The organism is Roseobacter sp. OBYS 0001, assembly GCF_019654895.1.
GTDB lineage: Bacteria > Pseudomonadota > Alphaproteobacteria > Rhodobacterales > Rhodobacteraceae > Roseobacter > Roseobacter litoralis.
On record NZ_BPES01000003.1, the window covers coordinates 117,072 to 141,673 of the forward strand.

16 protein-coding genes and 1 pseudogene are annotated in these 24,602 nt (G+C 59.5%); 15 read left to right on the forward strand and 2 right to left on the reverse strand.

Annotated elements, in window-relative coordinates; genetic code table 11:
- Positions 1 to 41 precede the first annotated feature (41 nt).
- From K5Q35_RS08440 to phnN, 3 genes are read left to right on the forward strand one after another with little or no spacing between them, the layout of a single operon-like run.
- Positions 42 to 1,967 carry a TRAP transporter fused permease subunit gene (locus K5Q35_RS08440; protein ID WP_220799228.1) on the forward strand — a complete coding sequence of 642 codons (1,926 nt, stop codon included), beginning with the start codon at positions 42 to 44 and terminating at the stop codon, positions 1,965 to 1,967.
- A gap of 44 nt (positions 1,968 to 2,011) precedes the next feature.
- A complete protein-coding gene (gene nadC / locus K5Q35_RS08445) occupies positions 2,012 to 2,848 on the forward strand; it encodes a carboxylating nicotinate-nucleotide diphosphorylase (RefSeq protein ID WP_220799229.1) in 837 nt (278 codons plus the stop codon).
- 23 nt (positions 2,849 to 2,871) lie between these two features.
- Positions 2,872 to 4,905: a phosphonate metabolism protein/1,5-bisphosphokinase (PRPP-forming) PhnN gene (gene phnN / locus K5Q35_RS08450; protein ID WP_220799230.1), complete on the forward strand. Its 2,034-nt coding sequence runs from the start codon at positions 2,872 to 2,874 to the stop codon at positions 4,903 to 4,905.
- A 117-nt stretch (positions 4,906 to 5,022) separates the two neighbouring features.
- On the opposite strand, the pseudogene K5Q35_RS08455 reads toward phnN, so the two are convergent.
- Positions 5,023 to 5,502 (reverse strand): annotated as a pseudogene (locus K5Q35_RS08455) (amidohydrolase family protein); the annotation flags it as partial.
- A 32-nt stretch (positions 5,503 to 5,534) separates the two neighbouring features.
- On the opposite strand from K5Q35_RS08455, the gene K5Q35_RS08460 reads away from it, so the two are divergent.
- From K5Q35_RS08460 to K5Q35_RS08505, 10 genes are all read left to right on the forward strand, one after another.
- A complete protein-coding gene (locus K5Q35_RS08460) occupies positions 5,535 to 6,377 on the forward strand; it encodes a xanthine dehydrogenase family protein subunit M (RefSeq protein WP_220799231.1) in 843 nt (280 codons plus the stop codon).
- Positions 6,378 to 9,119 carry a molybdopterin cofactor-binding domain-containing protein gene (locus tag K5Q35_RS08465; protein ID WP_220799232.1) on the forward strand — a complete coding sequence of 914 codons (2,742 nt, stop codon included), beginning with the start codon at positions 6,378 to 6,380 and terminating at the stop codon, positions 9,117 to 9,119.
- Positions 9,112 to 10,602 carry a 6-hydroxynicotinate reductase gene (locus K5Q35_RS08470; RefSeq protein WP_220799233.1) on the forward strand — a complete coding sequence of 497 codons (1,491 nt, stop codon included), beginning with the start codon at positions 9,112 to 9,114 and terminating at the stop codon, positions 10,600 to 10,602. The genes K5Q35_RS08465 and K5Q35_RS08470 overlap by 8 nt, the downstream gene beginning before the upstream one ends.
- 4 nt (positions 10,603 to 10,606) lie before the next feature.
- The gene (locus K5Q35_RS08475) at positions 10,607 to 11,485 is read left to right on the forward strand and encodes a UPF0280 family protein (protein WP_220799234.1); all 879 of its coding nucleotides are present in this window, start codon (positions 10,607 to 10,609) and stop codon (positions 11,483 to 11,485) included.
- The gene (locus K5Q35_RS08480; protein WP_013963029.1) at positions 11,478 to 12,059 is read left to right on the forward strand and encodes an amino acid synthesis family protein; all 582 of its coding nucleotides are present in this window, start codon (positions 11,478 to 11,480) and stop codon (positions 12,057 to 12,059) included. Before K5Q35_RS08475 ends, K5Q35_RS08480 begins: the two co-directional genes overlap by 8 nt.
- Positions 12,056 to 12,640: an amino acid synthesis family protein gene (locus tag K5Q35_RS08485; protein WP_220799235.1), complete on the forward strand. Its 585-nt coding sequence runs from the start codon at positions 12,056 to 12,058 to the stop codon at positions 12,638 to 12,640. The genes K5Q35_RS08480 and K5Q35_RS08485 overlap by 4 nt, the downstream gene beginning before the upstream one ends.
- Positions 12,641 to 13,044: 404 nt before the next feature.
- Positions 13,045 to 13,866, forward strand: coding sequence for a ferredoxin--NADP reductase (locus tag K5Q35_RS08490; RefSeq protein ID WP_220799236.1), 822 nt, complete (start codon positions 13,045 to 13,047; stop codon positions 13,864 to 13,866).
- Between the two features lie 262 nt (positions 13,867 to 14,128).
- Positions 14,129 to 15,112: a TRAP transporter substrate-binding protein gene (locus K5Q35_RS08495; RefSeq protein ID WP_220799237.1), complete on the forward strand. Its 984-nt coding sequence runs from the start codon at positions 14,129 to 14,131 to the stop codon at positions 15,110 to 15,112.
- Positions 15,113 to 15,185: 73 nt separating this feature from the next.
- The gene (locus tag K5Q35_RS08500; protein WP_013963025.1) at positions 15,186 to 15,764 is read left to right on the forward strand and encodes a TRAP transporter small permease; all 579 of its coding nucleotides are present in this window, start codon (positions 15,186 to 15,188) and stop codon (positions 15,762 to 15,764) included.
- 3 nt (positions 15,765 to 15,767) lie between these two features.
- Complete coding sequence (locus K5Q35_RS08505) at positions 15,768 to 17,030, forward strand: TRAP transporter large permease (RefSeq protein WP_220799238.1); 1,263 nt, start codon at positions 15,768 to 15,770, stop codon at positions 17,028 to 17,030.
- A gap of 71 nt (positions 17,031 to 17,101) precedes the next feature.
- Here K5Q35_RS08505 and K5Q35_RS08510 read toward each other — a convergent pair whose 3' ends face one another.
- Complete coding sequence (locus tag K5Q35_RS08510; RefSeq protein ID WP_220799239.1) at positions 17,102 to 20,131, reverse strand: calcium-binding protein; 3,030 nt, start codon at positions 20,129 to 20,131, stop codon at positions 17,102 to 17,104.
- 379 nt (positions 20,132 to 20,510) lie between these two features.
- Here K5Q35_RS08510 and K5Q35_RS08515 point away from each other — a divergent pair, with 379 nt between their 5' ends.
- Positions 20,511 to 22,670: a NosR/NirI family protein gene (locus K5Q35_RS08515; protein WP_220799240.1), complete on the forward strand. Its 2,160-nt coding sequence runs from the start codon at positions 20,511 to 20,513 to the stop codon at positions 22,668 to 22,670.
- Positions 22,671 to 22,687: 17 nt separating this feature from the next.
- Positions 22,688 to 24,601 (forward strand): TAT-dependent nitrous-oxide reductase, encoded by a 1,914-nt coding sequence (gene nosZ / locus K5Q35_RS08520; RefSeq protein ID WP_220799241.1) that lies wholly within the window; start codon positions 22,688 to 22,690, stop codon positions 24,599 to 24,601.
- Position 24,602: the final 1 nt, after the last annotated feature.

Below are 24,602 nucleotides of genomic sequence, written 5' to 3' on the forward strand. Positions count from 1 at the left end.
GTCTTCGTACGTGCGTTGCTAAGACGATCGAAAGGCACCCAATGTCGGCACCTGGAATACTCGGACTTCTCTTCTCCACGGGATCCCGCCGCAGCATCAAGGGGCGTTTATACTGGCCGATCCGCCTTTACACCGCGTTTTTTTCTGTCTGGGTGATGTGGGCGGCAACGCTGTCGCGGATTGACGCGCTGTCCCTGACGGTCATTTTCCTGTGCCTGATATATGTACCCGCTTTCCTGCTCATCGGCGCCACGGACAGATCGGGGACAAAGGCCACGCTGCCGGACTGGATACTGTCCTTGGCTGCTGCGGCCTGTGCGTGCTATTTCATCATCAAAATCCCTGAAACAGCTTCCCGGATCAGCCTGTTTGAAGAGCTGAGCACCGATCAGTTCATCATGGCCTCCATCCTGATCCTGCTGACGCTTGAGATCACCCGGCGCACTGTCGGTCTGTTTTTGATGTGCATCGTTCTGACCTTCATCATCTACAATCTCTATGGGCATCTGATCAGCGGTCCGCTGGGGCATGGGTACATCTCGCTCAACCACTTTGTGGACATCAACATCTACACCACCGACGGTTTGTTCGGCGTGCCGGTGCGCGTGGCGGCCACATATGCGTTCCTGTTCGTCATGTTCGGCACGTTTCTGGAGAGAGCCAAGGGGGGCGAGTTTTTCTTTAACCTCGCGGCGACGATTTCGGGCCGTTCCGTGGGTGGGCCTGCAAAGATCGCCGTGGTCTCATCGGCTTTGTTCGGCACCATGTCAGGCAGCCCCACATCCGACGTTGTAGCCACCGGGTCGATCACGATTCCGATGATGAAAAAGCTGGGATATGACCGCAGTCTGGCTGCGGGTGTTGAGGTCGCTTCGTCGACGGGCGGCAGCCTCTTGCCGCCGGTCATGGGCTCTGCGGCCTTTATCATGGCTGAGTTGATCGGGGTTGGATATGGCGAGATTGTCATCGCGGCTATTTTGCCCGCGCTACTGTATTATGTTGGTATCTCCATTCAAGTGCATCTGCGCTCCGTCGCGCTGAACCTTGCGCCGCTCGATGCGTCCGAGGTGCCCACGCTGGGCGAAACGATGCGTCAGGGCTGGCAGTTTCTCCTGCCGATTGTGGGTTTGATCATTCTGCTGGTGATGGGCTATTCACCGACAATGGTCGCTGTTTTCAGCGCGATTGCGGTCTGGGTCGTTTCGCAATTCAACCGGCGCACACGGCTGGGGCTTAAGGCGACGATCGAAGCCCTGTCAGATACCGCCATTCGCATGATTGGCGTCACCGGCGCCTGTGCCGCCGCAGGGCTGGTCATCGGTGGCATTACCATGACCGGGCTGGCGTCAAAGTTTTCCTTCATCGCTTTTGCGGCTGCGGGTGACAACATCATGATCATCCTGATGCTCAGCGCGGTTGTGACCATCGTTCTTGGTCTGGGCATGCCCACGCCCAGTGCCTATGTGTTGGCGGCTGTTCTGATCGGCCCCACTTTGGTGAACGACTTTGGCTTTCAGGAATTGAACGCGCATCTGTTCCTGCTTTACTTTGCGGTGATGTCTGCGATGACGCCACCGGTTGCGGTGGCGGCCTATGCGGCGGCGGCCATATCCGGGGCCAATCCGCTCAAGATTGCGGTGGTTGCGATGCGCTTGTCCATCGTTGCCTTTGTCGTGCCCTTCATGTTCGTGACGAACCCTTTGGTGCTGCAACCTTTTTCCAGCGTCGAGGCGATACTGGTCAGCGCCGGTGTGGCCTTCGCCTGTGTGCTGGTCGCCTTCGCGTCAGAAGCAAAGTGGCATGACCGTTGGTCAATGCCCACGCGTGTCGGAATGCTCGTCAGCGCCGCGTTGCTGGCGGTTCCGGACACAAACGTCAAAATCATCGGCTGCGTCAGCGGTCTGATGCTGCTCACCTTCGCCATCAAGAAGTTCAAAGACCAATACGGACGCCTCGTTACCTCGTGAAACAAACAACCCGTTATCTGGCCGTCAAAAGAAAGGCATGAAATATGCTCCTAGACCTGCGAAAAATGAACCAACTCATCGACCTTTGGCTGGACGAGGACGTCAACTACTATGACCTGACCGCAAAGATCATGGTGGACGATGAGGCGGTGGCCAAATTCGGGATGAACGCGCGTGAACCGATTACCCTTTCGGGGTTGAAACTGGCGGAAATGGTGTTTCGCAAAATGGACCCTGATTGCACGTTTGAGACTTCCCGAAAGGATGGTGAGCGCGTCGAAACAGGCGAGACATTTGCCGTGATCACCGGGAATGCGCAGGCGTTGCTGACGGCGGAGCGGGTTGCGCTGAACCTCGTCCAACGGATGTGTGGCATTGCCGGTCTGACGGCGCAATATGTCAAGGAGATCGAAGGCACGGGCGCGATTTTGCTGGACTCGCGCAAGACAACGCCCGGTCTACGCATGATCGAGAAGTATGCGGTGGTCTGTGGGGGCGGGCGCAGTCACCGGCTGGGACTGGATAATGGCATCATGCTGAAAGACAACCACATCGCCGTCGCAGGCAGCATTGCCGCAGCCGTCCAGCGCGCCAAGGCCAAAGCCCCGATGCTCACCAAGATCGAGGTTGAGGCGGACCGGTTGGATCAGGTGCATGAAGCGCTTGATGCAGGGGTGGATGTCATCATGCTGGACAACATGAGCAACGAGGACATGCGCAAAGCCGTTGAAATCGTGGATAAACGCATTCCGCTGGAATGTTCGGGCGGTGTGCGGCTCGATACGATCCGCGCGAAGGCCGAAACCGGCGTTGATTTTGTATCGGTGGGCCGCATCACGCAATCGGCGACCTGTGTTGATATCGGCCTCGACGACGTCTGATCTGGACCAAGAAAGGGTTAATCGTGCCGGGTACGCTGTTTCTCATTGTCGGTCCAAGTGGCGTTGGCAAAGATACCTTGCTGGAGGGCGCGCGCGATCGTTTGGCAAACAGCCAGTGGTTTTCCTTCCCGCAGCGGGTGGTCACGCGGGCGGCTGATGCGGGCGGGGAGGATTACATTCCCGTAACCCCGTCCGAGTTCAAACAGCAACTGGCCGCCGGGGCGTTCTGGCATCACTGGCACGCGCATGGCCTGTCCTACGGCATCCCCATGCAGGTCGCGCGCGATCTGGAAAACGGCGTCAACGTCGTGCTGAATGCGTCACGCAATGAGATTGGCGCGTTTCGCGACAAAGTGGTGAATGTCGTGACCATTGGTATTTCTGCGCCGCCCGGCATCGTTGAACAGCGCCTCTATGAGCGCGGGCGCGAGAGCGAAGAAGAAGTAAAGCGGCGTCTGGCGCGCCTTGTGGAGCAAGCCCCCCTGGCAGGCTGCGCGTTGGAAATCGTGAATGAGGGAACCATCGAGGAAGGCATTGCCGGGCTTGTCGATCTGATCGCCGGGGCCTGCGATTTGCGCGCAGAAATCGCCCGCTTTCCGGTCACCATCGGGTCAAAACAGGTTTGTCTGATCCACAAGGGCAATCAGATCGCCAGCCGCGTGCTGGCCGGTTCGTCGCGGGTCACCCTGTCTTTGCGGGGCAAATCCGTCTCTGCGGAACTGGGCGAAACGTGGAGCGATGAAATCGTGTCGCAAGACCTCTGTGCTTTGTCCGAGGGGGCAATGGCGGCGCTGGACGCGGTGGAGGGCGATGTCGTTTCAATCGAGCGGTCGCCAACGCCCAAAAGCCGGTCCATTTTGCAAAAGAAAGTGCGCGGCGGTGAGTTGTCTCACGCCGAGATGGAAGCCTTCATCCACGATCTGGTCAACGGACGGTTCAGCACCTCGGAAATCGCAGGTTTTCTTGTCGCGGCCTCGAACAACCTGACGATGGACGAAGTGATCTCGCTGACGCAGGTACGTGCCGCCTTCGCGCATCGCCATGATTGGGGCAAGACGATCGTCGTCGACAAACACTCCATGGGCGGGGTTCCGGGCAATCGCATCACACCCATCATCATTCCCATTCTGGCGGCCTTTGGCCTGACCGTGCCCAAGACATCATCGCGGGCGATCACATCTGCGGCAGGGACGGCGGATATGATGGAAGTGCTTTCGCGCGTTGATTTGTCCCCAGACGAAATGAAGTCGGTCGTGGAACAGACAAATGGCTGCATCGCATGGAACGGCAACCTGACCCATTCCCCGGTGGATGACGTCATGAATGCGATAAACCGGCCGCTGGGGTTGCAATCCACATTGCTGGATGTGTCGTCGATCATGTCCAAAAAGCTTGCGGCAGGGTCCACCCATGTGCTGATCGACATGCCGGTGGGTCCAAAAGCCAAGACGCGCACCCAAGGCGAAGCGGGCGCGTTGAAAGACCTGTTTGAATCGGTGGGGCAGGGCATCGGGCTGAACACAAAGGTGCAGATATCAGATGGCACCAAGCCCATCGGGCGTGGCGTCGGGCCTGTGCTCGAAGCCTTGGATGTCTTGAGTGTCTTGCGTGGAGAGGCAGGGGCGCCGACCGATTTGCTCGATAAATCCATCGGCTATGCGGCGACGATACTTGAATGGTCCGGGGCTGTGTCTCAGGGGCAAGGGGCGCAGGTGGCCCGCGATCTGGTGTCCAGCGGAAAGGCCGTCGAGAAACTGTTTGAGATCAGGAATGCGCAGGGGCGCCAACACGACCCGCTTCAGCCCGGGCAATTCACCCAAGATATATGCGCTGACAGTTCAGGCCGCCTTGAGGCCATCGACATACAAGCCATTTCGGAAATCGCGCGATTGTCAGGTGCACCCAAGGACAAAGCCGCCGGTGTGGTTTTGTCTGTTCAGGTCGGGGATGAGATCGTGGAAAAACAGCCGCTGCTCAGAGTCCATTCCTCCAGTCTGCGCGGGATAGAAGAGGCAGTCTGTGCCGCTCAGGCGCAGAGCGCTTTCAAAATCCTGTAGGTAAAACGCGCGGGCTGTATGACGGTCAGGCGGCGAAACAGCCCAAAGAGATCAAACCCACCTGACCCCAAACCCGCGCATAGGCAAAAGAGGCCGGATCGGTGTTGGTCAGCGCCGTCAGGCCGATGGCACAACTTCGGGCAAGGTTGTTGCGGGCGGTGTGTTGCGGCTGCGGTTGGATCGCACGATACCGTCAATGATCGTCATCCCGACGCCAGGCAGGTTGCCCAGTTGCACGGATTCGAGCATGTTCTTGCCCGGCGCATGCTGCGCCTGATCCATGAGCACGAAATCGGCGCTGTAGCCAACCTCCAGCAGGCCGACGTCCAGGTCGCGCTGGCGGGCCGTATTACCATTGGCAAAGCAAAACGCGGTCGCGGCATCGACATTTCCGAGGCTCGACAGCATGGCGACCATGCGCAAAATTCCCAGCGGTTGTACGCCTGATCCAGCAGGACCATCGGTGCCGAGGATGACCTGATCCAGTTTGCTGAGTTCGCGCGCTGTATTGAGCGTCAGAAGTGCGGCGCGTTCGTTGCCGTTATGCACAATTTCAAGCGCTTGTTTGCAGCTTTCGCACAGGCAGATGATCTGATCGCGGCATCAAGCGGAAATCGAGAGGTGCACAATTGTCCTATGCAATGCCCTTAACGCTCCCCGAGGCGCTTGCCCTGCTGCGTGATGGTTCACCGCGTATCATCGCGGGATGCACGGATTTCTTTCCCGCGCAAGCGCCGGGTGCGCGCACGGAGAGCATTCTCGACATCACGGCGATCTCGGACTGTCGGGGCATTAGCGAAATAGCAGACGGCTGGCGGATCGGTGCTGCGGCCTCTTGGACAGATGTTGTGCGCGCGCCGCTGCCCCCCGCTTTTGATGCGCTGAAGCTGGCCGCACGCGAGGTTGGGTCGATACAGATACAAAACCGGGGCACTGTCGTGGGCAACATATGCAATGCCTCACCCGCCGCAGATGGTGTGCCGCCGCTGCTGGCGCTGAATGCACAGGTCGAGATTGCATCCTGCGACGCCACCCGCACCGTGCCGCTCAACGCCTTTATTCAGGGGGTGCGCAAGGTTGATCTGGCGGCGGATGAGATGGTCGTTGCCGTGATCGTCCCCAAGGTTTCCGCCAGCGCGCAGAGCGCATTTCTGAAACTCGGCAGTCGGAAACATCTGGTGATTTCCATCGCGATGGTTGCAGCCGTCGTAGAGGTGCAAAACGGTATGCTGTCGGATGTGCGCGTCGCCGTTGGCAGCTGTTCTGCCGTGGCGCAGCGTCTGCCGGGCCTTGAGGCGCGGCTGATCGGGTGCGCTGTCGGTGATGTTCCCACGCTGGATTTCGCGGCACAAGACAGCCTCGCACCGCTTACGCCGATTTCTGACGTGCGCGGATCAGCGGAATACAGAATGGATGTGGCGGCCGAACTGTGTCGGCGCGCCGTGGTTCAGGCCTGTGAGGGAGTATCGTAGATGGATGGGCAAATCCCTGAGGCAGGTGTTGCGTTTACGTTGAATGGCGAAACCGTCAACGTGTCGCCAACCACTGGCGAGCGGCTGTCAGAGACGCTGCGCGAACGTCTGGGCGCGCGCGATGTCAAGATTGGCTGCAACGCAGGCGACTGCGGGGCCTGTTCGGTTTTGCTGGATGGTGAAACCGTCTGCGCCTGTCTGATGACGACGCAGCAGGCGCGTGGTCGCGAGATCGAAACCGTGTCGCGTCTGGTGGCAGATGACCCGCTGGCAAAGCGTCTGGCGGAGAGCTTTCAGGATCATGGTGCGGCCCAATGCGGCATCTGCACACCGGGCATGATGGTGTCAGCGGTGGCGCTGTTGCGGCGTGACAGCGCGCCGAGCGAAGAGGATATTCAGGATGCGCTGGCCGGTGTGCTGTGCCGCTGCACCGGGTATCGCAAGATCATTGACGCAGTCGCGAACCTGCCCGGTAACCTTGTTGCCGATGGTGGGGCGGGGGCGGCGATCCGCCGTGTAGACGGAGCCGACAAGCTGTCTGGTGCCGAACGGTTCGGCGATGATGTGGCGCCGTCCGGCACGCTTGAAATCCGCGTCGTGCGGTCGCCTTTTGCCCATGCGGGGTTCTCGTTCGGGGATATTGACGCTTGGGTCGCGGCGCAAAATGGCGTCGAGGCCGTGCTGACCGCCGACGATGTTCCCGGCACGAACTGCCATGGTGTGATCCCGGCCTTTGCGGATCAGCCCGTTTTTGCCGAAAATACCGTGCGGTTCCGGGGCGAAGCGGTGGCGGCGGTGGTCGGCACACCCGAGGCGATTGCCCAATTCCGTGCTGAAGATTTCCCGATCACATGGAGCGAACGCGATTCCCTTATGACGGTAAGCAACGCGCGTGCCGAAGGCGCACCATCCTTGCACGAAGATCGAGAAGGTAACCTGATGTGCGAGGGGTTGGTTGCCTGCGGTGATGCGCAAGCGGCGCTGGCGGCTGCTGATGTGGTGGTCGAAGGTGCCTTTGACAGCGGTTTCGTCGAACACGCCTACATCGAACCCGAGGCCGGTTTCGCCGAAGTGGTCGACGGGCGCGTGGAAATTCACGTCTGCACACAGGCCCCGGTGATGAATCTTGAGGCGCTTGAGATCATTCTGGGTATGGACCGCGATCGCATCCGGATCGTGCCGACGGGGGTGGGCGGTGGCTTTGGCTCCAAACTTGATCTGTCGGTGCAGCCCTACCTCGCGCTCGCCGCCCTCAAGACCGGGCGTCCCGTGCGGCTGACCTACAGCCGGACGGAGTCGATGCAATCATCCACCAAACGGCACCCATCGGAAATCAAACTCAAGATCGGCGCTACGAAGGACGGCAAGATCAGCGGCTTTGATTTCTTCGGGGCGTTCAACACCGGGGCCTATGCGTCCTGGGGGCCAACCGTGGCAAACCGCGTGCCGGTCCATGCATCGGGTCCTTACCGCGTCGCTGATTATCGCGCGATCTCAAACGGGGTGCACACCCATTGCCCGCCCGCCGGGGCCTTTCGTGGCTTTGGTGTCCCGCAATCCGCCATCGCGCAGGAAAGTCTGTTTGAGGAGCTGGCCGCGAAACTGGGCATGGACGCGCTGGACTTCCGGCTTTTGAACGTCCTGCAAGACGGCGTGCCCACGGTCTGCGGGCAGGTGTTCGAACAAGGGGTCGGTGCCAAGGCCTGCCTTGAAGCGCTGCGTGATGACTGGACAGCGGAACGCGCCAAGGCCGAGGCGTTCAACCGTGATAATGACAACCCAAGGAAACGTGGGGTCGGGATCGCGGCGGGCTGGTATGGCTGTGGCAACACCAGTCTCCCGAACCCGTCGATCATCAAGGCGGGGGTACGCGCTGACGGCACGATTGTGCTGCATCAGGGGGCGGTGGATATCGGGCAGGGCTCCAACACGGTCGTCTCTCAGATCTTTGCCACCGCACTGGGCGCGCGCGTCAGCGACGTGACCCGCGTGGGGGGAGATACGGATATCACACCGGATGCGGGCAAGACATCCGCGTCGCGCCAGACCTTCGTGTCGGGCAATGCCGCGCGTCTGTGTGGCGAAGCGCTGCGCGCTCTGATCCTGCGTCATGCCAATGCGTCCGAAGATGCTGAACTGCGGTTTGTTGACGGCGCGATTGCCGTGTTGGAAGAGGGTCGGGAACATCGCATCGACACCTCTGCCATGCACGCGGACGCCGAAGGCTACGTGTTCTGTGCGACGGAAAGCTATGATCCGCCCACCAAGCCGATGGATTCCAATGGTCAGGGTGCGCCATACGCGCAATTCGGTTATGCCGCGCAATTGGCCGTGGTCGAAGTCGACACCGCGCTTGGCACCGTCAAGCCGATCCGGTTTGTGGCGGCCCATGATGTCGGCCATGCAATCAACCCGATGCTGGTCGAAGGCCAGATACAGGGCGGCATCGCGCAAGGGCTCGGCATGGCGTTGATGGAGGAATATATTCCGGGACGGACGGAAAACCTGCATGATTATCTTATTCCCACCATCGGGGATATCCCGCCGATTACCTCGATCATCCTTGAGGTGCCCGATGCGCATGGGCCGTACGGCGCCAAGGGTCTGGGCGAACATGTCCTGATCCCGACCGCCCCTGCCTTGCTGAATGCGATCACCCATGCCACCGGCGTGCGGGTGGCTTCGGTTCCCGTCACACCTGCAAAACTGCGCAAGGCCATTCGGAGCAAGACCAATGGATAAACCCGCCCGCGTCAAACCTGAGAAAATCCGCTGCGATGCCTGCCCGGTGCTGTGCTATATCGCGGATGGGAAAACCGGCGCATGTGATCGCTATGCCAATTCGGGTGGTGAGCTGATCCGGCTGGACCCGCTGACCATTATCGAAGGGGCGCGCGAGAAGGGCGTGCAATCGGTGCCCTTTCTGAATGGGGGCGATGGGCAGGATTGGGACGGGGATCTGGTGCAGGCCAACCGCCCCTTTATCACCGCCGTCGGGGCCGGCACGACCTATCCCGATTACAAACCCGCGCCCTTTATCGTCAGCCAGACGGTCGATGATGCGGATATGGTGACCGTCGTGACCGAAGGGATTTTCAGCTACTGCGGCGTGAAGGTTAAGATCGACACGGACCGTTTCCTTGGCCACGAGCGCGAGATCGTGCGCTGTCAGGGGGAACCCGTGGGCCATGTCATGACCAGCGAATATGGCTCAAAGATGTTGTCGCTGGGCGGCGTGGAACACCTGACGGGTGGCACCAAGAAAGAGGGTCGTGTGACCTGTGATGCGTTGCTCAAGCTGTGCAATTGCGAAGCGGTTGAACTGACCATCGACAACGGTGTGACCATCGTGGTTCAGGCGGGCAAGCCGCCGATTGTAAACGGGGTGCCGGAAAAGCTGATGCGCGTAGGCTGCGGCTCTGCTGCCATCGGGATGTTCGCCTCGCAATGGGTGGACCATGTGGACGAAGTGGTCGTGGTCGATGACCATATCACCGGTGTCCTGTCCGAACATCAGGCGGGCAAGATGCTGGACGTGCCCCCCACGGGTATCAAGATCAATGGCCGTCGCTCGACACCGGGGCGCTATTTTCAGGTGGCAGAGCCCGGCACCGGCTGGGGTGGTACCGATGTGGATGACCCCCTGACGATCCTCAAGCCGTGGAATGCCGATGTGGCTTGGCAAGGGCTGCGCCTGCTGATGGTCTCGACCACCGGTGAACAATACGCCTATTTCGAGCTTGATGCCGATCTGCAACCGCAACCGCAGCCCTTGCCGGATGCATTGCAAGTCTCGGTCGAACGCATTGCTGAGAACTGCGAACCATCGGTTTGCTCGGTTCTGTTCATGGGGGGAGCCGGCGGATCACTGCGCGCCGGGGTGACGGAAAACCCCGTCAAGCTGACCAATTCTGTCAAGGATTCACTGACCCATGTGTCGTGCGGTGGGGCGAACGCCTATGTCTGGCCCGGCGGCGGAATCACGGTCATGGCAGATGTGCTCGAAATGCCGTCGAACTCCTTTGGCTATGTGCCGACCCCGGCTCTGGTTGCCCCGATTGAATTCACGATGCGCCTGTCAGATTATGCAGCGCTTGGCGGGCATGTCGAAGCCGTGCGCCCGATTGATGAGGTGCTCACACCCAATGTCCGGCGGGTCGATCAGATTGACCCGGACGCCAACCCGACCGCGCGGCATAATTACCGCTGGCGTCCGGAGCAATGAGGCCATGAGCAAACCGGTCGCGGCACTGCTGGAGGGGGGGCGCAGGCTGCATTTGCAGCACGGGCCGATTGATCTGATTATCGGTGCTGACCCTGTGGGCGCGGGGACACGTCAGCGGGCCTTCAAGGCGGCCAGGGAGCGGTTTGACACGATCCTTGAGGGTTTGTGCAGGGAGTTGCCGCAGCATCGCACCCAATTGACGCCCGATACGCCGCTGCCGCAGGATGTGACCGCGCAGCGCATGTACCGTGCGGCGCGTCCCTTTTGCGGCACGACGTTTGTGACCCCGATGAGCGCTGTGGCCGGATCGGTCGCGGACGAGGTTCTGGCCGCCATGGTCGCGGCCTGTCCGCTGGAACGGGCCTATGTGAACAATGGCGGGGACATCGCGGTGCACCTTGCCCCGGGGGCGACCTTCTCGGTGGCCATGGCAGGGCTTGAGGGGGGTGATCTTGGACGCTTGCGCTTTGGCGCTGAGGCGGGCATCGGCGGTATTGCCACCAGTGGGGCGGGGGGGCGTAGCCTCTCGCGGGGCATTGCGGATAGTGTCAGCGTTCTTGCCCGCAGTGCTGCGCAGGCCGATGTGGCGGCAACCCTGATTGCGAACGCCGTTGATCTGCCCGACCATCCGGCAATCCGGCGCAGGCCCGCCCATGACGTTCAGCCCGACAGTGACCTTGGCGCGCGGGCTGTTGTAACCGCTGTTGGTGCCTTGTCTGTCATGGATCGCGCACGCGCGCTTGCAGCCGGGCGCGCGGTGGCGGATGACATGCAGCGCGCAGGGCATATTCTTGGCGCGGCCCTGTTTTTGCAGGGCGAAACAACACAAACCGGTGACATGTTCATCCGGACTGAAATCAAGATGGAGATCGAACATGCCTGAGCTTGAAACCCGCAAACGTGCCCTCATCGTTGAGGAAATCTATCACGAAGGCGGTCCGGTGGCTGATACCCCCTTGCTGCGCGGTGCTGCGCTGGCGGTGATCACCAATCCTTTTGCCGGACGGTTTGAACCTGAAATTCAGGGGTTTATGGACGTGCTGCGCCCTCTCGGGCTGGATATGGCGCAAAAGCTGGCGGTGGCGCTTGGCGGTGCTGATCAGATCGAAGGGTACGGTAAGGCCTCGCTTGTGGGATCGGCGGGCGAGCTTGAACACGGCGCGCTCTGGCATGCGCCGGGTGGCTATGCGATGCGCGAAGTCATCGGGGGCACCAAGGCGATCGTGCCGTCAGCCAAGAAAGTCGGGGGCACGGGCGCGCGGATCGACGTGCCGATCACCCATATCAACGCCTCCTATGTGCGCAGTCATTTTGACTCCATGGAGGTCGGGTTGAACGATGCGCCCCGTGCGGGCGAAATGCTGTTGGCTCTGGTCATGACCACAGGTCCGCGTGTCCATTCGCGCTCCGGCGGTCTCGAAGCGGCGGATATCAAGGGAGAGGATGGCCTGAAATGAGTGCGAAAATCCGGAAAATCGCGACGTTTACCGAAGAAACCCACATCGAAGGCGGGCGTGACATTACCCCCCCGACCCGCAAAGCCGTGGCCGTGGCCGTGATCGAGAACCCGTTCGCGGGTCAATACGTTGAGGATTTGACACCCCTGATGGATATCGGTGCTGATCTTGGTGGGCTATTGGGCGCGCGCGCGGTGGCGGCTTTGGGCGTAACTCCCGACAGGATCGAAAGCTACGGCAAGGCCGCGATGGTGGGCGAGAATGGCGAGTTGGAGCATGCCGCCGCAATCCTGCATCCCAAGTTGGGTGCGCCGCTGCGCCAAGCCGTGGAAAAGGGCGCGGCTTTGGTGCCATCGTCGAAAAAACGCGGTGGCTTGGGGCAGGACCTTGACGTGCCGCTGGGCCATAAGGATGCGGCCTATGTGAGGTCCCATTTCGACGGGGTCGAAGTCCGCCTGAATGACGCACCACGCCCGAATGAAATCCTTGTTGCGGTGGCCGTGACAGACAGCGGGCGACCTTTGCCACGTGTCGGTGGGCTGACCCACGACGCGGCGGAAGGCAAAGACGGTCTGCGCTAAGCAACCATTCGGCACATCCAACACGCGATGATGCCGAAAGAAGGATACGATGACGTATGCGCCGCCGTTGGAACATTGTGGTGTAAGGCGCGTATCAGTCTTTTTTTATAAAATCTGAACAAATCCTGTGCCCGAAGAGTGGGCGCGGGGCTTAATCCAATGCGATTTGGTATCAAACGGTGGGTGCTCTGCCGACGCGGCAAATACATATTGACAGCCACAGTGGGCCGAATTATTGTTTGTATACAAATGATATTTGAAGCTTTTGTACCCGTACCCACCTGAACGTGGCTTTGGCAGGGCAGGGGCTTAACCGGACCGAACAACGCAAAGATTGGCGTTTCTTTCATAACCATATCGCACCTCATGAACCGTGCGCTGAACAGAGAGGATCGAGGCAGATCATGAACGAATTCACTCCGATTGTGCAGGGCAGCGCTGCCTCCTTCGCGATACCGGCAGGCGTTTTTGCCCAGACCGTCACCGCCGTCGAACATTTCACAGACCGCCTGTTCAAGTTCCGTATCACCCGGCCCGCGAGTTTTCGCTTCCGTTCCGGTGAATTTGTGATGATCGGGCTGCCCAACGCGGAAAAGCCGGTGTATCGCGCCTATTCAATTGCCAGCCCGTCCTGGGACGAGGAAATTGAGTTCTATTCGATCAAAGTGCCGGGCGGGCCGCTGACCGGCCATCTGCAAAAGATCAAAGCCGGCGATACGGTCCTGATGCGCAAAAAGCCCACGGGCACGCTGGTGAATGATGCGTTACTGCCGGGTAAGCGGCTCTATATGTTCTCCACCGGCACCGGGATCGCGCCTTTTGCATCGCTGATCCGTGATCCCGATACTTACAACAAATTCGATGAGGTCATCCTGACCCATACTTGCCGCGAGGTGAATGAGCTGAAATACGGTCAGCAGCTGGTTGCCGAATGCCTTGAGGACCCGCTGGTCGGAGAGTCCGCAACCGGACGCCTGCGCCACTACACCAGCGTCACGCGCGAAGCCTACCCGTTCACGGGGCGGATCACGGATCTGATGGCGTCGGGCAAGCTGTTCGAGGATCTGGGGGTTGCGCCCATCTCGCCCGAGACCGACCGCGGCATGATCTGCGGATCAATGGCGATGCTGAACGACACGAAGGCAACGCTTGAAGGTTTCGGTCTCGTTGAAGGGGCGAATAACAAGCCCGCAACCTTTGTGGTGGAACGCGCCTTCGTCGACTGATCGCAGGGTGGCGCTGCTATCTCATGCGCACTCCCTGAATGCTCGGGTAAACATGGTGAAATCTCGCGCGTTTGGTCAAAACGCGGACCCTTGCGCGTTGTTTTGCACCGAAAAAACTTGACCTGCACGTCTGTGCTGCGAATGTATGTATGCAAATGAGATGTTCAGGATGGCCTCCGGCCGAATTCGACGGTGGCCTAAGGACACGGATTTGAATAGTTTCAGGCCATGCAGAATGTATGGCTGTCAGGGAGATCACAAAATGTCGAAATTCACTACGTTCGCGGCTGTTGCATTTGCGGTGCTGGCGCTGCCATTCTCCGCATCGGCGCAGGACCGCGAGTTCCGTCTTGGTCTTATCACGCCGCCGGTTCATGTCTGGAATCAGGAGGTCGCAGCGCTCAGCGACACGCTGTCCGAGATGTCGGATGGCAGGTTTAGGGTCGTGGCATTCCCTTCAGGTCAGTTGGGCAGTGAAACGACGATGCTGCAACAATTGCAGACCGGCGCACTTGATATGGCGTGGCTGACATCGGCCGAGATTACCAACCGCGTGCCCGCCATGGGCGCTCTGCATGCGCCGTTTCTGGTCGATAACATCGGCGATGCCGCCAAAGTGCTGCGTTCGGATGTGGCCCGCGAAATCCTTGGCGAACTGCCTCGGGCGACCGGAACGGTCGGGGTCTGCTATGCCATGACGGGCATGCGCCAGCTTTTGACCCAGAACCCGGTTGCAAGTGCGGCTGAACTGGACGGCTTGCGTTTCCGCATTACACCCGCCCCGCCGATCCGCACGTTCTTTGAGATGTTTGGCGCGGCCCCCGCACCCATGCCGCTGACACAGGTTTATGACGCTCTGGCCAACGGGCAGATCGACGCGATCGACATGGATCACGAGTCGATCATCAACTTTGGCTACTACGACCATGCGACATATATGATGGAGACAAACCACCACCTGTTCGGGATGGTGGCGCTGGTTTCTGGTCGCGTCTGGGCTGGCCTTTCGCCCGAAGATCAAATGATCCTGCGCGACGCGATCCAGATCCACTGTGACCGCACCATCGACCGTTTTGTCGAAGGTGAAGACGCCAAGCTGGAGCAGCTGCGCCAAGTTGAGGGCCTGAGCATCACCGAGAATGTGGGCCCTGAGTTTTTTGGCGACATCGTTGCGCGCTGGGACGCGGAATGGGCCGAGCAGACGCCCTATGTCCAGCGTATGCGTGATCTGGTCGCTGATTTCTGATCCAACTCATTTTAGCACACGGCAGTCATCGCGGCTGCCCTGTGCCCATTGAAAAGACGAGAGACGCGCGTTCATGCTCAGTCGATCCATCAGCAGACTGTCTGCGGTTATCGCCAGTATCGAGAAGGTGTTGCTCATGCTGCTGGTGCTCATGATTTTCATTTTCGTGCTGATGAATGTCATTCTGCGTGTCTTTGGCATCACCATCGCATGGGCGGATGAAGTCGCGGTCTATTCGATGATCGTCAGCGGGTTTCTGGGCGCATCGCTTATGCTGCGTGCGCGTATCGACCCGGCTGTGCTTCTGGTCTACGAGTTAACCTCTGCGCGGGTTATCCGGGCGTTGCGAACCGCAGTGTCCTTTGCCACCGTGCTCTTTGGCGTGTTGCTATGTTATTTTTGCTGGCTCTGGTTTGATCCGCTGGCCCTTGCCGCTGCCGGTTTCGACATTCCGACCTTTGAAGGGGCCACGTTCAATTTCACCTATACGGACACGACCCCGGTCATGGGCGTGCCGCTGTTTTACATCTATCTGATCATGCCATGGTTCGCCCTTGCGATCACCATCCATGCGATCACGAACCTTGCCGAAGACATGGGGTTTGTCGCGCGCCCCAAAGGTCTGTTGTCTGACCTGCAGGCCGGGGAGTAATCCGTGACCGGAGCCGCTTTTTTCGTCCTACTGGTCATCGGCGTGCCCATCGGCATCGTGTTGTCGCTTGCGGCGGTCGTATTCATCCTATGGACCGGCAACGGCCTCCTTTTGAACAGCTACGGTTTGCAAATGTTCAGCGCGTTGAACAACTTTGGCCTCTTGGCGATCCCGTTGTTCATTCTGATCGGCGAGTTGATGAACGGGGCGGGTATTACCCAACGGCTGGTCCGGCTGGCCGCGACCTTTATTGGCGCGGTCCGGGGCGGGCTGGCCTATATCAACCTGATTGCCAATATGATGGTGGCCTCGATCCTCGGGTCGGCCACGGCGCAGATCGCGATGATGTCGCAGGTCATGGTGCCGGAAATGGAAAAGGAAGGCTACAAACGCGAATTTGCCACCGCCGTCACCGCCTTTGGAGGTTTGCTGGGGCCGATCATCCCGCCGTCCATCGTCTTCGTGGTCTATGCGGTGCTCGCGCAGGTTGCGGTGCGCGATATGTTGGTCGCGGGCATCCTTCCGGGTCTGATCCTGACGGCCCTGTTCATTGGCACGATTGCCTTTCTGGGCATCTGGCACAGCTATCCGAGGGGGCAAAAGGTCACCTGGCCCGACCGGTGGGTGGCAGTGCGTAAGGCGTTGCCGATGCTGTCGATCCCCGCGGTGATCATCGGCACCATTCTGGGCGGTTTCGGCTCGCCCACCGAGGCGGCAGCACTTGGCGCGCTTTGTGCAGCGCTGCTGGGTTTCATCACCCGGACGCTCAAGCTGTCGGACCTGCCCAAGATCTTGCTGCGCACGGGTATCAATTCGGCGCTGGTGCTGTTTCTGGTGGCGGCGGCAGGCGTGTTTTCATGGGTGCTGGTGTTCGGGCAGGTGCCACAGGCGGCAGCGGCGTGGATACAAACCGTGGCCACGTCGCCTGCGGGCTTCATGTTGCTGGTGCTGGTCATGCTGCTGCTGGTCGGTACGGTGATCGACGGGATACCCGGGCTGATCATGGTGGTGCCCATCCTGCTGCCCATCGCGACCGAAGTCTACGGCATCCATCCGGTGCATTTCGGGGTCGTGGTGTCGATCAACCTGATACTGGGGCTTTTGTCGCCTCCGGTTGGCATCGGTCTTTACGTGGCCGCCTCCGTGGCGCGGGTCAGTCCGCTGAAGGTCTTCCGCGTGGCGGTGCCCTTCTTCATCGTGACCTGCTGCGTCCTGGTCCTGTTGGCGCTGGTACCGTCAATCAGCCTGTTTTTTCTTGAACTCTAGGGCCTTTGGTGCCCACCACGCGGGCTCTGTGTTGAGCGGCGCGTGGTGGTTTTTCAGGTCAAGGGCGTGCTTCAGACGATGAAGTCACCCAAGGTGTAATCTGCCGCCGAGGTGCCCGCACCGTCGTTGATCTGGACGGCGAACTCGATCGTGGCGTCGTTGTCGATGTTCCCGAACAGCAGTGTCGGCCCGCCTGCGTTCTCGACCCAAAGCGCGCCTGCACCAAAGGACAGGGCCGATGCGGTCGTCTGCAGCCCGAGGAAGGTAAAGGCCTGATTTCCCCCGACTGTGGTGTCCGCGTCGATGGCGGAGACGTCGATGATGTCGCCATTGGCCACGCCGATGCCATCGATGCCGACAATCGTGTCTCTGCTGGCAAGGTTGGAATCCGCCACACTGGAGAACACAAACGTGTCGCCCAAGGCCCCGCCGATCAGGATGTCCGCGCCCGTGCCGCCAACCAGCGTGTCGCGCCCGTTGTTGCCCTCAAGCCGGTCATCCCCGATGCCGCCATTGAGGAAGTCAAAGCCATCACCGCCGAACAACCGGTCATTGCCTGACTGGCCAAAGAGTTCATCATCCTGCTGGTTGCCCTGCAGGAAGTCATCGCCAGAACCGCCCAACAGAGTGTCCTCATTGGCGCCACCAAACAGCGTATCGTTGCCCGTTCCGCCATTCAGCAAATCATCGCCGCCGCCGCCGCGCAACTCATCCGCCCCGCTGTCGCCCTGCAGTATGTCGTTACCGATCTGACCTACAAGGATGTCATTGCCATCCCCGCCCTGAATGGAGTCGTCCCCGGCGCTGCCGTCCATCAGGTCATTGCCATCGCCACCGCGCAGGACGTCGTTGCCATCGCCGCCAAAGGCTTCGTCGTCGCCTTCGTCGCCGTCGATAATATCGACCCCAGTGCCACCGCGGAACACGTCGTTGCCGAGGCCACCCTCCATCATGTCATTGCCGTCGTTGCCGATCAGCAGATCGTCACCGTCGCCCCCTTCCATGTCGTCATTGCCAGTGCCGCCATACATGATGTCGTTGCCATCGCCGCCGTCGATCTCGTCATTGCCGTCACCGCCGTTCAGGATGTCGCTGCCAAGGCCACCGATCAATTCGTCATTGCCCCCAAGGCCGAGAATCCGGTCATTTCCGGCCCCGCCATCCATCTCATTGGCGCCTGACGTGCCAAACAAATCATCATTGCCACTGCCAGAAATGATATTCTCGAAGTTGGTAAAGACCTCGCCCGCGAAATTCGTCAGCCCGGTCGCAAGATTGACGACATAGGAGCCGTTGAACAAAGTCGTGTTCAGCGTATCAACCCCGGTGCCCCCATCAAGGGTTTCCGGCAAGCCAAGCCCGGCAAAGATCAGGTCATCCCCCGCCTCGCCAAAGATCGTATCGGTCCCCGAAGACGTCGCGGTATCGTTGCCATCGCCAAGGAAAATCGTGTCGGACCCAGAGCTTGCCTCTACCGTGTCGTTGCCCGCACCAGTGTTGATCGTGTCATTGCCCGCCCCGGCATTCACCGTGTCATTGCCACTGCCGGTGGTAATGACATTTGCACCGACTGTCCCGGTGATCGTGGTATTGCCGTTGCCGGTGACGACGTTCTCGAAGTTGACAAAGGATTCGGGCGCAAAGTTGGTCACGCCTGTGACGAGGTTGATTTCATAGGTGCCGTTGAACAGCGTGGTGTTCAGCGTATCGATGCCGGTACCGCCGTCGAGCGTTTCAAAGGCGGTATTGCTGGCAAAGATGATGTCATTGCCGCCGCCACCAAAATATTCGCCACCGCCGGACGAGGCATTGATGATGTCATCTCCACCCTGGCCGAATACGGTTTTTGAACCTACACCTGCAAGCACGGTCGAGCCACCAATCCCGGTTGTGATCACGTCTGAATCCAGCACATGCGCGCGTTGGCCGTCAAAATCGTCGGGGTCGATCACCGATGGGCGCGGATCCCAGACAGAGGCAAAAATTTCGCCGCCCTGCGCCAGCCAGCTAAACAGGATGCGACCGTCACCCGTGGTGCCGATATCGATCTGCGTGGTGCCTGTGTTTTCAACCGTGAAGGTGGTGCCGTCCGTGGTCCCGTCAGCTTCGTATCGGCGGGCGAACAGGTTGCCGGTTGTATCGTCGTCCCACGCTACAACGAAACCGCCATCGGAAAGGCCGACCACGACTGGCTCGTTTTGAATGTTCGTCCCGGAGGCGACAGCAAGGGGCCCAACTTGAAGAGTGCCTGTGTTGTCGAAGGTACGGACCAGAACATCGCTGTTCAACGTGTAAACAGCGACAAAGCCGCCGCCTTCAAGCGCTGCGATGTCCACTTCGTCACCTTCACTTGCAAGCGCGCGGGCAGGGCCTACGTCAGCGCCCGTCTGGTCGCGGATGACAAATTCAAGACTGGTCGTACCGTTGTCATCTTCGAGGTATGCCGTAACAAAGTTGCCGTTGCTCAGAACTGTCACGTCACCGAGACGGTCAAAATCAATGCTGTTTTGCGCCGATCCGAATTCAGCTGAGAGCACGTTCGCTTCGTCGATGATCCGTGCGTTGATATTGGTGTTTGTGCCGACATCATCGTCGTAGGCGACATAGATGTCATCGTTGGATGCAATCAGGTTGGCTGCAATTTGCGGGTTGCGCAGGAAGTCTGCTGCGACGTTTTCATTATCGATCTGAAACGACGTGCCCGTGCCGGTCTGACGGTCGCCATCGAATTCGAAACGTTCGTAGTAGACGGTGGTCTGGTTCACGTTGCTGATCGAATCGTCGATGTAGGTCATCGCGAAGCCATCATGGGTGGCTGTCAGGTCGAAATCCAGTTCATCATCGAAATTCCGGTCCGAGTTCAGCTGGAACGAATCGCGCACCACATTTCCCTCGGCGTCAAAAATCTTGGCAACGATATCCGTGCCTCGCACTGTCGCCACAGCCCCCGCGGGGGCATCCTGCCCTGCCGCGTTTTCCTGCCACGCAACGACGAAGTGTCCGTTATTTAATCCGATGATTTTCGGTTCTGATTGGCTGCCAGTCGCGGCGGTGCCAGTGTTCACCTGAAATGCATTGAGCCATACTGTGGGAGTTGCCATGGTGTTAATCCTTTTTTAACCAATACTAAATGACAACATTGTGAGCGTATTGTGGCGATTCGGTCAACAATCCAAATGTCTTAGGGCGAGCCACTGGAAAAGGTCGAGATGGCTGTGGTCTGATACGGGTGCCTGTGAACATAAATCCGGCTGCCCTTGTGGATGGTATCGGATGTGCGCGCGCTATTATTCTGGGATGCCATGTTGCGGGACCGGGGTCGGCCAGTGACAACTCTTATCTGTCCTGTCCTGCGGTGTTTCACGCCTACGCCGCCTGAGATATTCCGGATTGTGAATTTACGCTGAAAGTGCCGTATCTTGACTTAAGTCAAGGTGTGCCGCACCGCAGTGTCGGAGTGTCGTTCGGGGAGCCGTCGACATGCCAATAGCCCGTGCCTTGATCGTGATCTGTGCACTTTTTCTTTTAAGTGTAACTGGTGCTGTGCGCACAGCATCCGCCGAGACGCTTGCCAGTTTCCTGCCCGATCTTGCGGCCACCGACTTTGCGGCTAATGCCGATGGTTTTGGCGCGATTGATCCTGATACCAAAGTGGCCCCGATTCTACGCGGTGGCGAGACGTTGGGATATGTTTTCCTCACCTCGGATTTTGTCGGCACGACGGGGTATTCGGGCAAGCCAATCCACGTGGTTGCCGCAATCGACCAGGATGCCAACGTCATGGCGGCGCATCTGGTCAAACACTCCGAACCGATTGTCCTGATCGGCATCCCGGATCGTAAGGTAAAGGCCGTGACCGAAGGGTATCGCGGGCTCGACCTCAAGGCCGAAGTGCAAGCCGGTGGCGCGGGGCATGACCTCGATATCATCTCGGGGGCGACCGTCACGATCATGGTGATCGATGACAGCATCGTGCGCGCCGGGATCAAGGTTGCGCGCATGCTGTCGCTGGGCGGTTTGTCGGTAGAGGTCGCGTTGCCCAAGCGTGAAATCGACCGCAGCAGTACGGCGACTGCCGATTGGATGACGCTGACTGGTGATGGCTCTGTGCGCACGCTGGCGCTGGATGTGGGGCAGGTGAACCGCGCGTTTGAACAGGGCGGCGACGAAAAGGCCGCAGCCCGCCCGGAACCCGGCGCGCCCGAAGATACCTTCATTGAAATGACCGCCGCATTGGTCAGCATCCCCGAAATCGGGCGCAGCCTGCTGGGCGAGGCCGAATATGCCAACCTGACCGACTGGCTGGAAGAGGGCGAAGAGGCGATCCTCGTCACCGGGCGCGGCAAATATTCGTTCAAAGGATCGGGCTATGTGCGGGGCGGAATTTTCGACCGCATTCAGCTTATTCAGGGCGACCGCGCGCTGCGCTTTTTTGATCGCGGTCACAAGCGGCTGGGACGGTTGGACCCTGCGGATGCGCCTGCCTTCACCGAACTTGATATCTTTAAAATCCCCGTCGATGCCGAGTTTGATCCGGCCGAGCCATGGCGGTTGCAACTGCTGGTGCAACGCGCGACCGGTGCCGTGACCAAAGCCTTTGTGACCGTCGATCTGGGCTATCAACTGCCTGAGCGCTTCATCAAACAGGCCCCGGTCGTCCATCCGGCGGTCGAGGATGAAGCGGCGGCCAAAACCGCCCTGTGGCAACGCGTCTGGCGCGACAAACAGGTCGAGATCGCCGTCCTGATCGCGATGCTTCTCACCCTGTCGGCGATCTTCTTCTTTCAAAAGCAGTTCACCAGAAACGCGCGGGTGTTCTATTGGGTCCGCATCGGTTTTCTGACGATGACGCTGGTGTTTTTGGGCTGGATGACGAACGCGCAACTGTCGGTCGTGAACCTGCTGGCGCTTGGCGGGGCTCTGCGGTCTGGCTTTAGCTGGGATGCGTTCCTGCTCGATCCGCTGGTGTTCATCCAGTGGTTCGCGATCGCAGCGGCGCTGTTGTTCTGGGGCCGGGGGGCCTATTGCGGCTGGCTCTGCCCCTTTGGCGCGCTGCAGGAGCTTTCGAACAAGATTGCGCGGGCGGTCAAGGTCCCGCAGTTTGAGCTGCCTTGGGGGCTGCATGAACGCTTGTGGCCGATCAAGTACATGATCTTTCTGGGGCTGTTCGCGGTCTCGCTGACCTCTTTGCCACGCGCCGAAGCGCTGGCCGAGGTCGAGCCGTTCAAGACCGCAATCATCCTGAAATTCGCGCGTGAATGGCCCTTCGTGGTCTTTGCGCTAAGCATGCTTTTGATCGGGTTATTCGTCGAACGGTTCTACTGCCGTTATGTCTGCCCCTTGGGGGCAGCACTCGCGATCCCGGCGCGGATGCGCATGTTTGACTGGCTCAAACGCTATCGCGAATGCGGCAACCCCTGCCATACCTGCGCCAATGAATGTCCTGTGCAGGCGATCCATCCGACGGGCGAAATCAACCCCAACGAATGCGTCAACTGCCTGCACTGTCAGGTGCTGTACCAGTCGGACACAAAATGCCCGGTCATCATCAAACAACTTAAACGCCGCGCCAAAGCAAGCGCCGGCACGGAAGCGCTGGATGCGTTTTCCACAAAACCACCGGTCTTGGAAAAGACCTGAAATAAAGGAGATGGACTATGTCTGAAGAAGAACGCAAAGCGCAAATGCGCCTGAACCGGCGTCAACTCATGGGAGCAACCGCAGGGGGCGCTGCATTTGCAGCCGCCGGCGGTGCCGGGCTGTTGGGCAGTGCGGGCAAGGCGAACGCGGCAGAGGGCGCATTCAATCTCGCCCCCGGAGAGCTGGACGAATACTACGGTTTCTGGTCATCGGGCCAATCGGGTGAAATCCGAATTCTCGGCTTTCCGTCCATGCGCGAACTGATGCGGATTCCGGTGTTCAACCGCTGCTCGGCCACCGGATGGGGCCAGACCAACGAGAGCCTTCAGGTGCTAACCGAAGGGCTGCTGCCCGAGACCAAGGAAATGCTCGCCACGCGGGGTATGAAAACCTATGACAACGGCGACTTGCACCACCCGCATATGAGCTTCACCGATGGCACCTATGACGGGCGCTATATCTTTGCCAATGACAAGGCCAACACGCGGGTCGCGCGCATACGCTGTGACATCATGAAATGCGACAAGATCATCGAGATCCCGAACGCGCAGGACATCCACGGCATGCGCCCTCAGAAATACCCGCGCACGGGCTATATCTTTGCCAATGGCGAACACGAAGTGCCGCTGGTCAATGACGGGCAAATACTGGATGAGCCGGACCAGTATGTGAACATCTTCACCGCGATTGATGGCGATGAGATGAAAGTCGCGTGGCAGGTGATCGTGAGCGGCAACCTTGATAACTGCGATGCGGATTATCAGGGCAAATATGCCTTTGCGACCTCGTATAACTCGGAAATGGGCATGAACCTTGCCGAGATGACCGCCAATGAAACGGATCACTGCGTCGTCTTTAACATCGCGGCGATTGAAGCCGCGGTTGAAGCGGGCGAAGGCCAGATACTGAACGGCGTGCGGGTGCTCGACGGGCGCAAAACGGCCAATTCGCAGCTGACGCGCTATATCCCCATCCCCAACAGCCCGCATGGCTGTAACGCGGCCCCCGACAAACAGCACATCGTCATCAACGGCAAGCTGTCCCCGACCGTGTCCGTCATTGACGTGACGCTGGTGGATGCGGTGTTTGAGGGCGCGGACCCACGGTCCTGCATCGTCGCGGAGCCTGAATTGGGCCTTGGCCCGCTACACACCGCGTTTGACGGCAAGGGCAACTGTTTCACCACGCTCTTCCTCGACAGTCAGGTGGCCAAGTGGAACATGGAAAAGGCGATTGCGGCCTACAACGGTGAAGACGTCGATCCGATCGTCTCCAAGGTCGATGTGCATTACCAGCCGGGGCATAACTCCACCTCCATGGGCGAAACGGCAGAGGCCGACGGCAAATGGCTGATTTCGATGAACAAGTTTTCGAAAGACAGGTTCCTCAATACCGGGCCGCTCAAGCCCGAAAACGAGCAGCTCATCGATATCTCCAGCGACGAGATGAAGGTGGTGCATGACGGGCCGACCTTTGCCGAACCGCATGACAGTATCATCGTGCATGCCTCCAAGGTGAACCCTGTCAACATCTACAGCCGCGATGATCCGGGCTGGGAAGTGGCGCGCCAGCAGGCGGCAGCCGATGGTGTCGATCTTGAGGACGGGCATCCCGAACCGATCCGGGATGGTAATAAAGTGCGGGTTTATATGTATTCCATCGCGCCGGAATTCAGCCTTGAGAAATTCACCGTGCAGCAGGGGGATGAGGTGACCGTCTATGTCACCAACCTTGATGACATCGATGATGTGACCCACGGCTTCTGCCTGTCCAACCACGGTATCGCCATGGAAGTGGGGCCGCAGCAGACTGCGTCCATCACCTTCACTGCGGATCGACCCGGTGTGCATTGGTTCTACTGCAACTGGTTCTGCCACGCGCTACATATGGAGATGCGCGGCCGCATGTTCGTAGAGCCGCGGGCGACCTGAT

Coding starts and splice junctions, on each gene's coding strand:
- K5Q35_RS08440 (WP_220799228.1), top strand. CDS start 42: ATGTCGGCACCTGGAATACTCGGACTTCTCTTCTCCACGGGATCCCGC.
- nadC (WP_220799229.1), top strand. CDS start 2,012: ATGCTCCTAGACCTGCGAAAAATGAACCAACTCATCGACCTTTGGCTG.
- K5Q35_RS08465 (WP_220799232.1), top strand. CDS start 6,378: ATGGATGGGCAAATCCCTGAGGCAGGTGTTGCGTTTACGTTGAATGGC.
- K5Q35_RS08470 (WP_220799233.1), top strand. CDS start 9,112: ATGGATAAACCCGCCCGCGTCAAACCTGAGAAAATCCGCTGCGATGCC.
- K5Q35_RS08475 (WP_220799234.1), top strand. CDS start 10,607: ATGAGCAAACCGGTCGCGGCACTGCTGGAGGGGGGGCGCAGGCTGCAT.
- K5Q35_RS08480 (WP_013963029.1), top strand. CDS start 11,478: ATGCCTGAGCTTGAAACCCGCAAACGTGCCCTCATCGTTGAGGAAATC.
- K5Q35_RS08485 (WP_220799235.1), top strand. CDS start 12,056: ATGAGTGCGAAAATCCGGAAAATCGCGACGTTTACCGAAGAAACCCAC.
- K5Q35_RS08490 (WP_220799236.1), top strand. CDS start 13,045: ATGAACGAATTCACTCCGATTGTGCAGGGCAGCGCTGCCTCCTTCGCG.
- K5Q35_RS08495 (WP_220799237.1), top strand. CDS start 14,129: ATGTCGAAATTCACTACGTTCGCGGCTGTTGCATTTGCGGTGCTGGCG.
- K5Q35_RS08500 (WP_013963025.1), top strand. CDS start 15,186: ATGCTCAGTCGATCCATCAGCAGACTGTCTGCGGTTATCGCCAGTATC.
- K5Q35_RS08510 (WP_220799239.1), bottom strand. CDS start 20,131: ATGGCAACTCCCACAGTATGGCTCAATGCATTTCAGGTGAACACTGGC.
- K5Q35_RS08515 (WP_220799240.1), top strand. CDS start 20,511: ATGCCAATAGCCCGTGCCTTGATCGTGATCTGTGCACTTTTTCTTTTA.
- nosZ (WP_220799241.1), top strand. CDS start 22,688: ATGTCTGAAGAAGAACGCAAAGCGCAAATGCGCCTGAACCGGCGTCAA.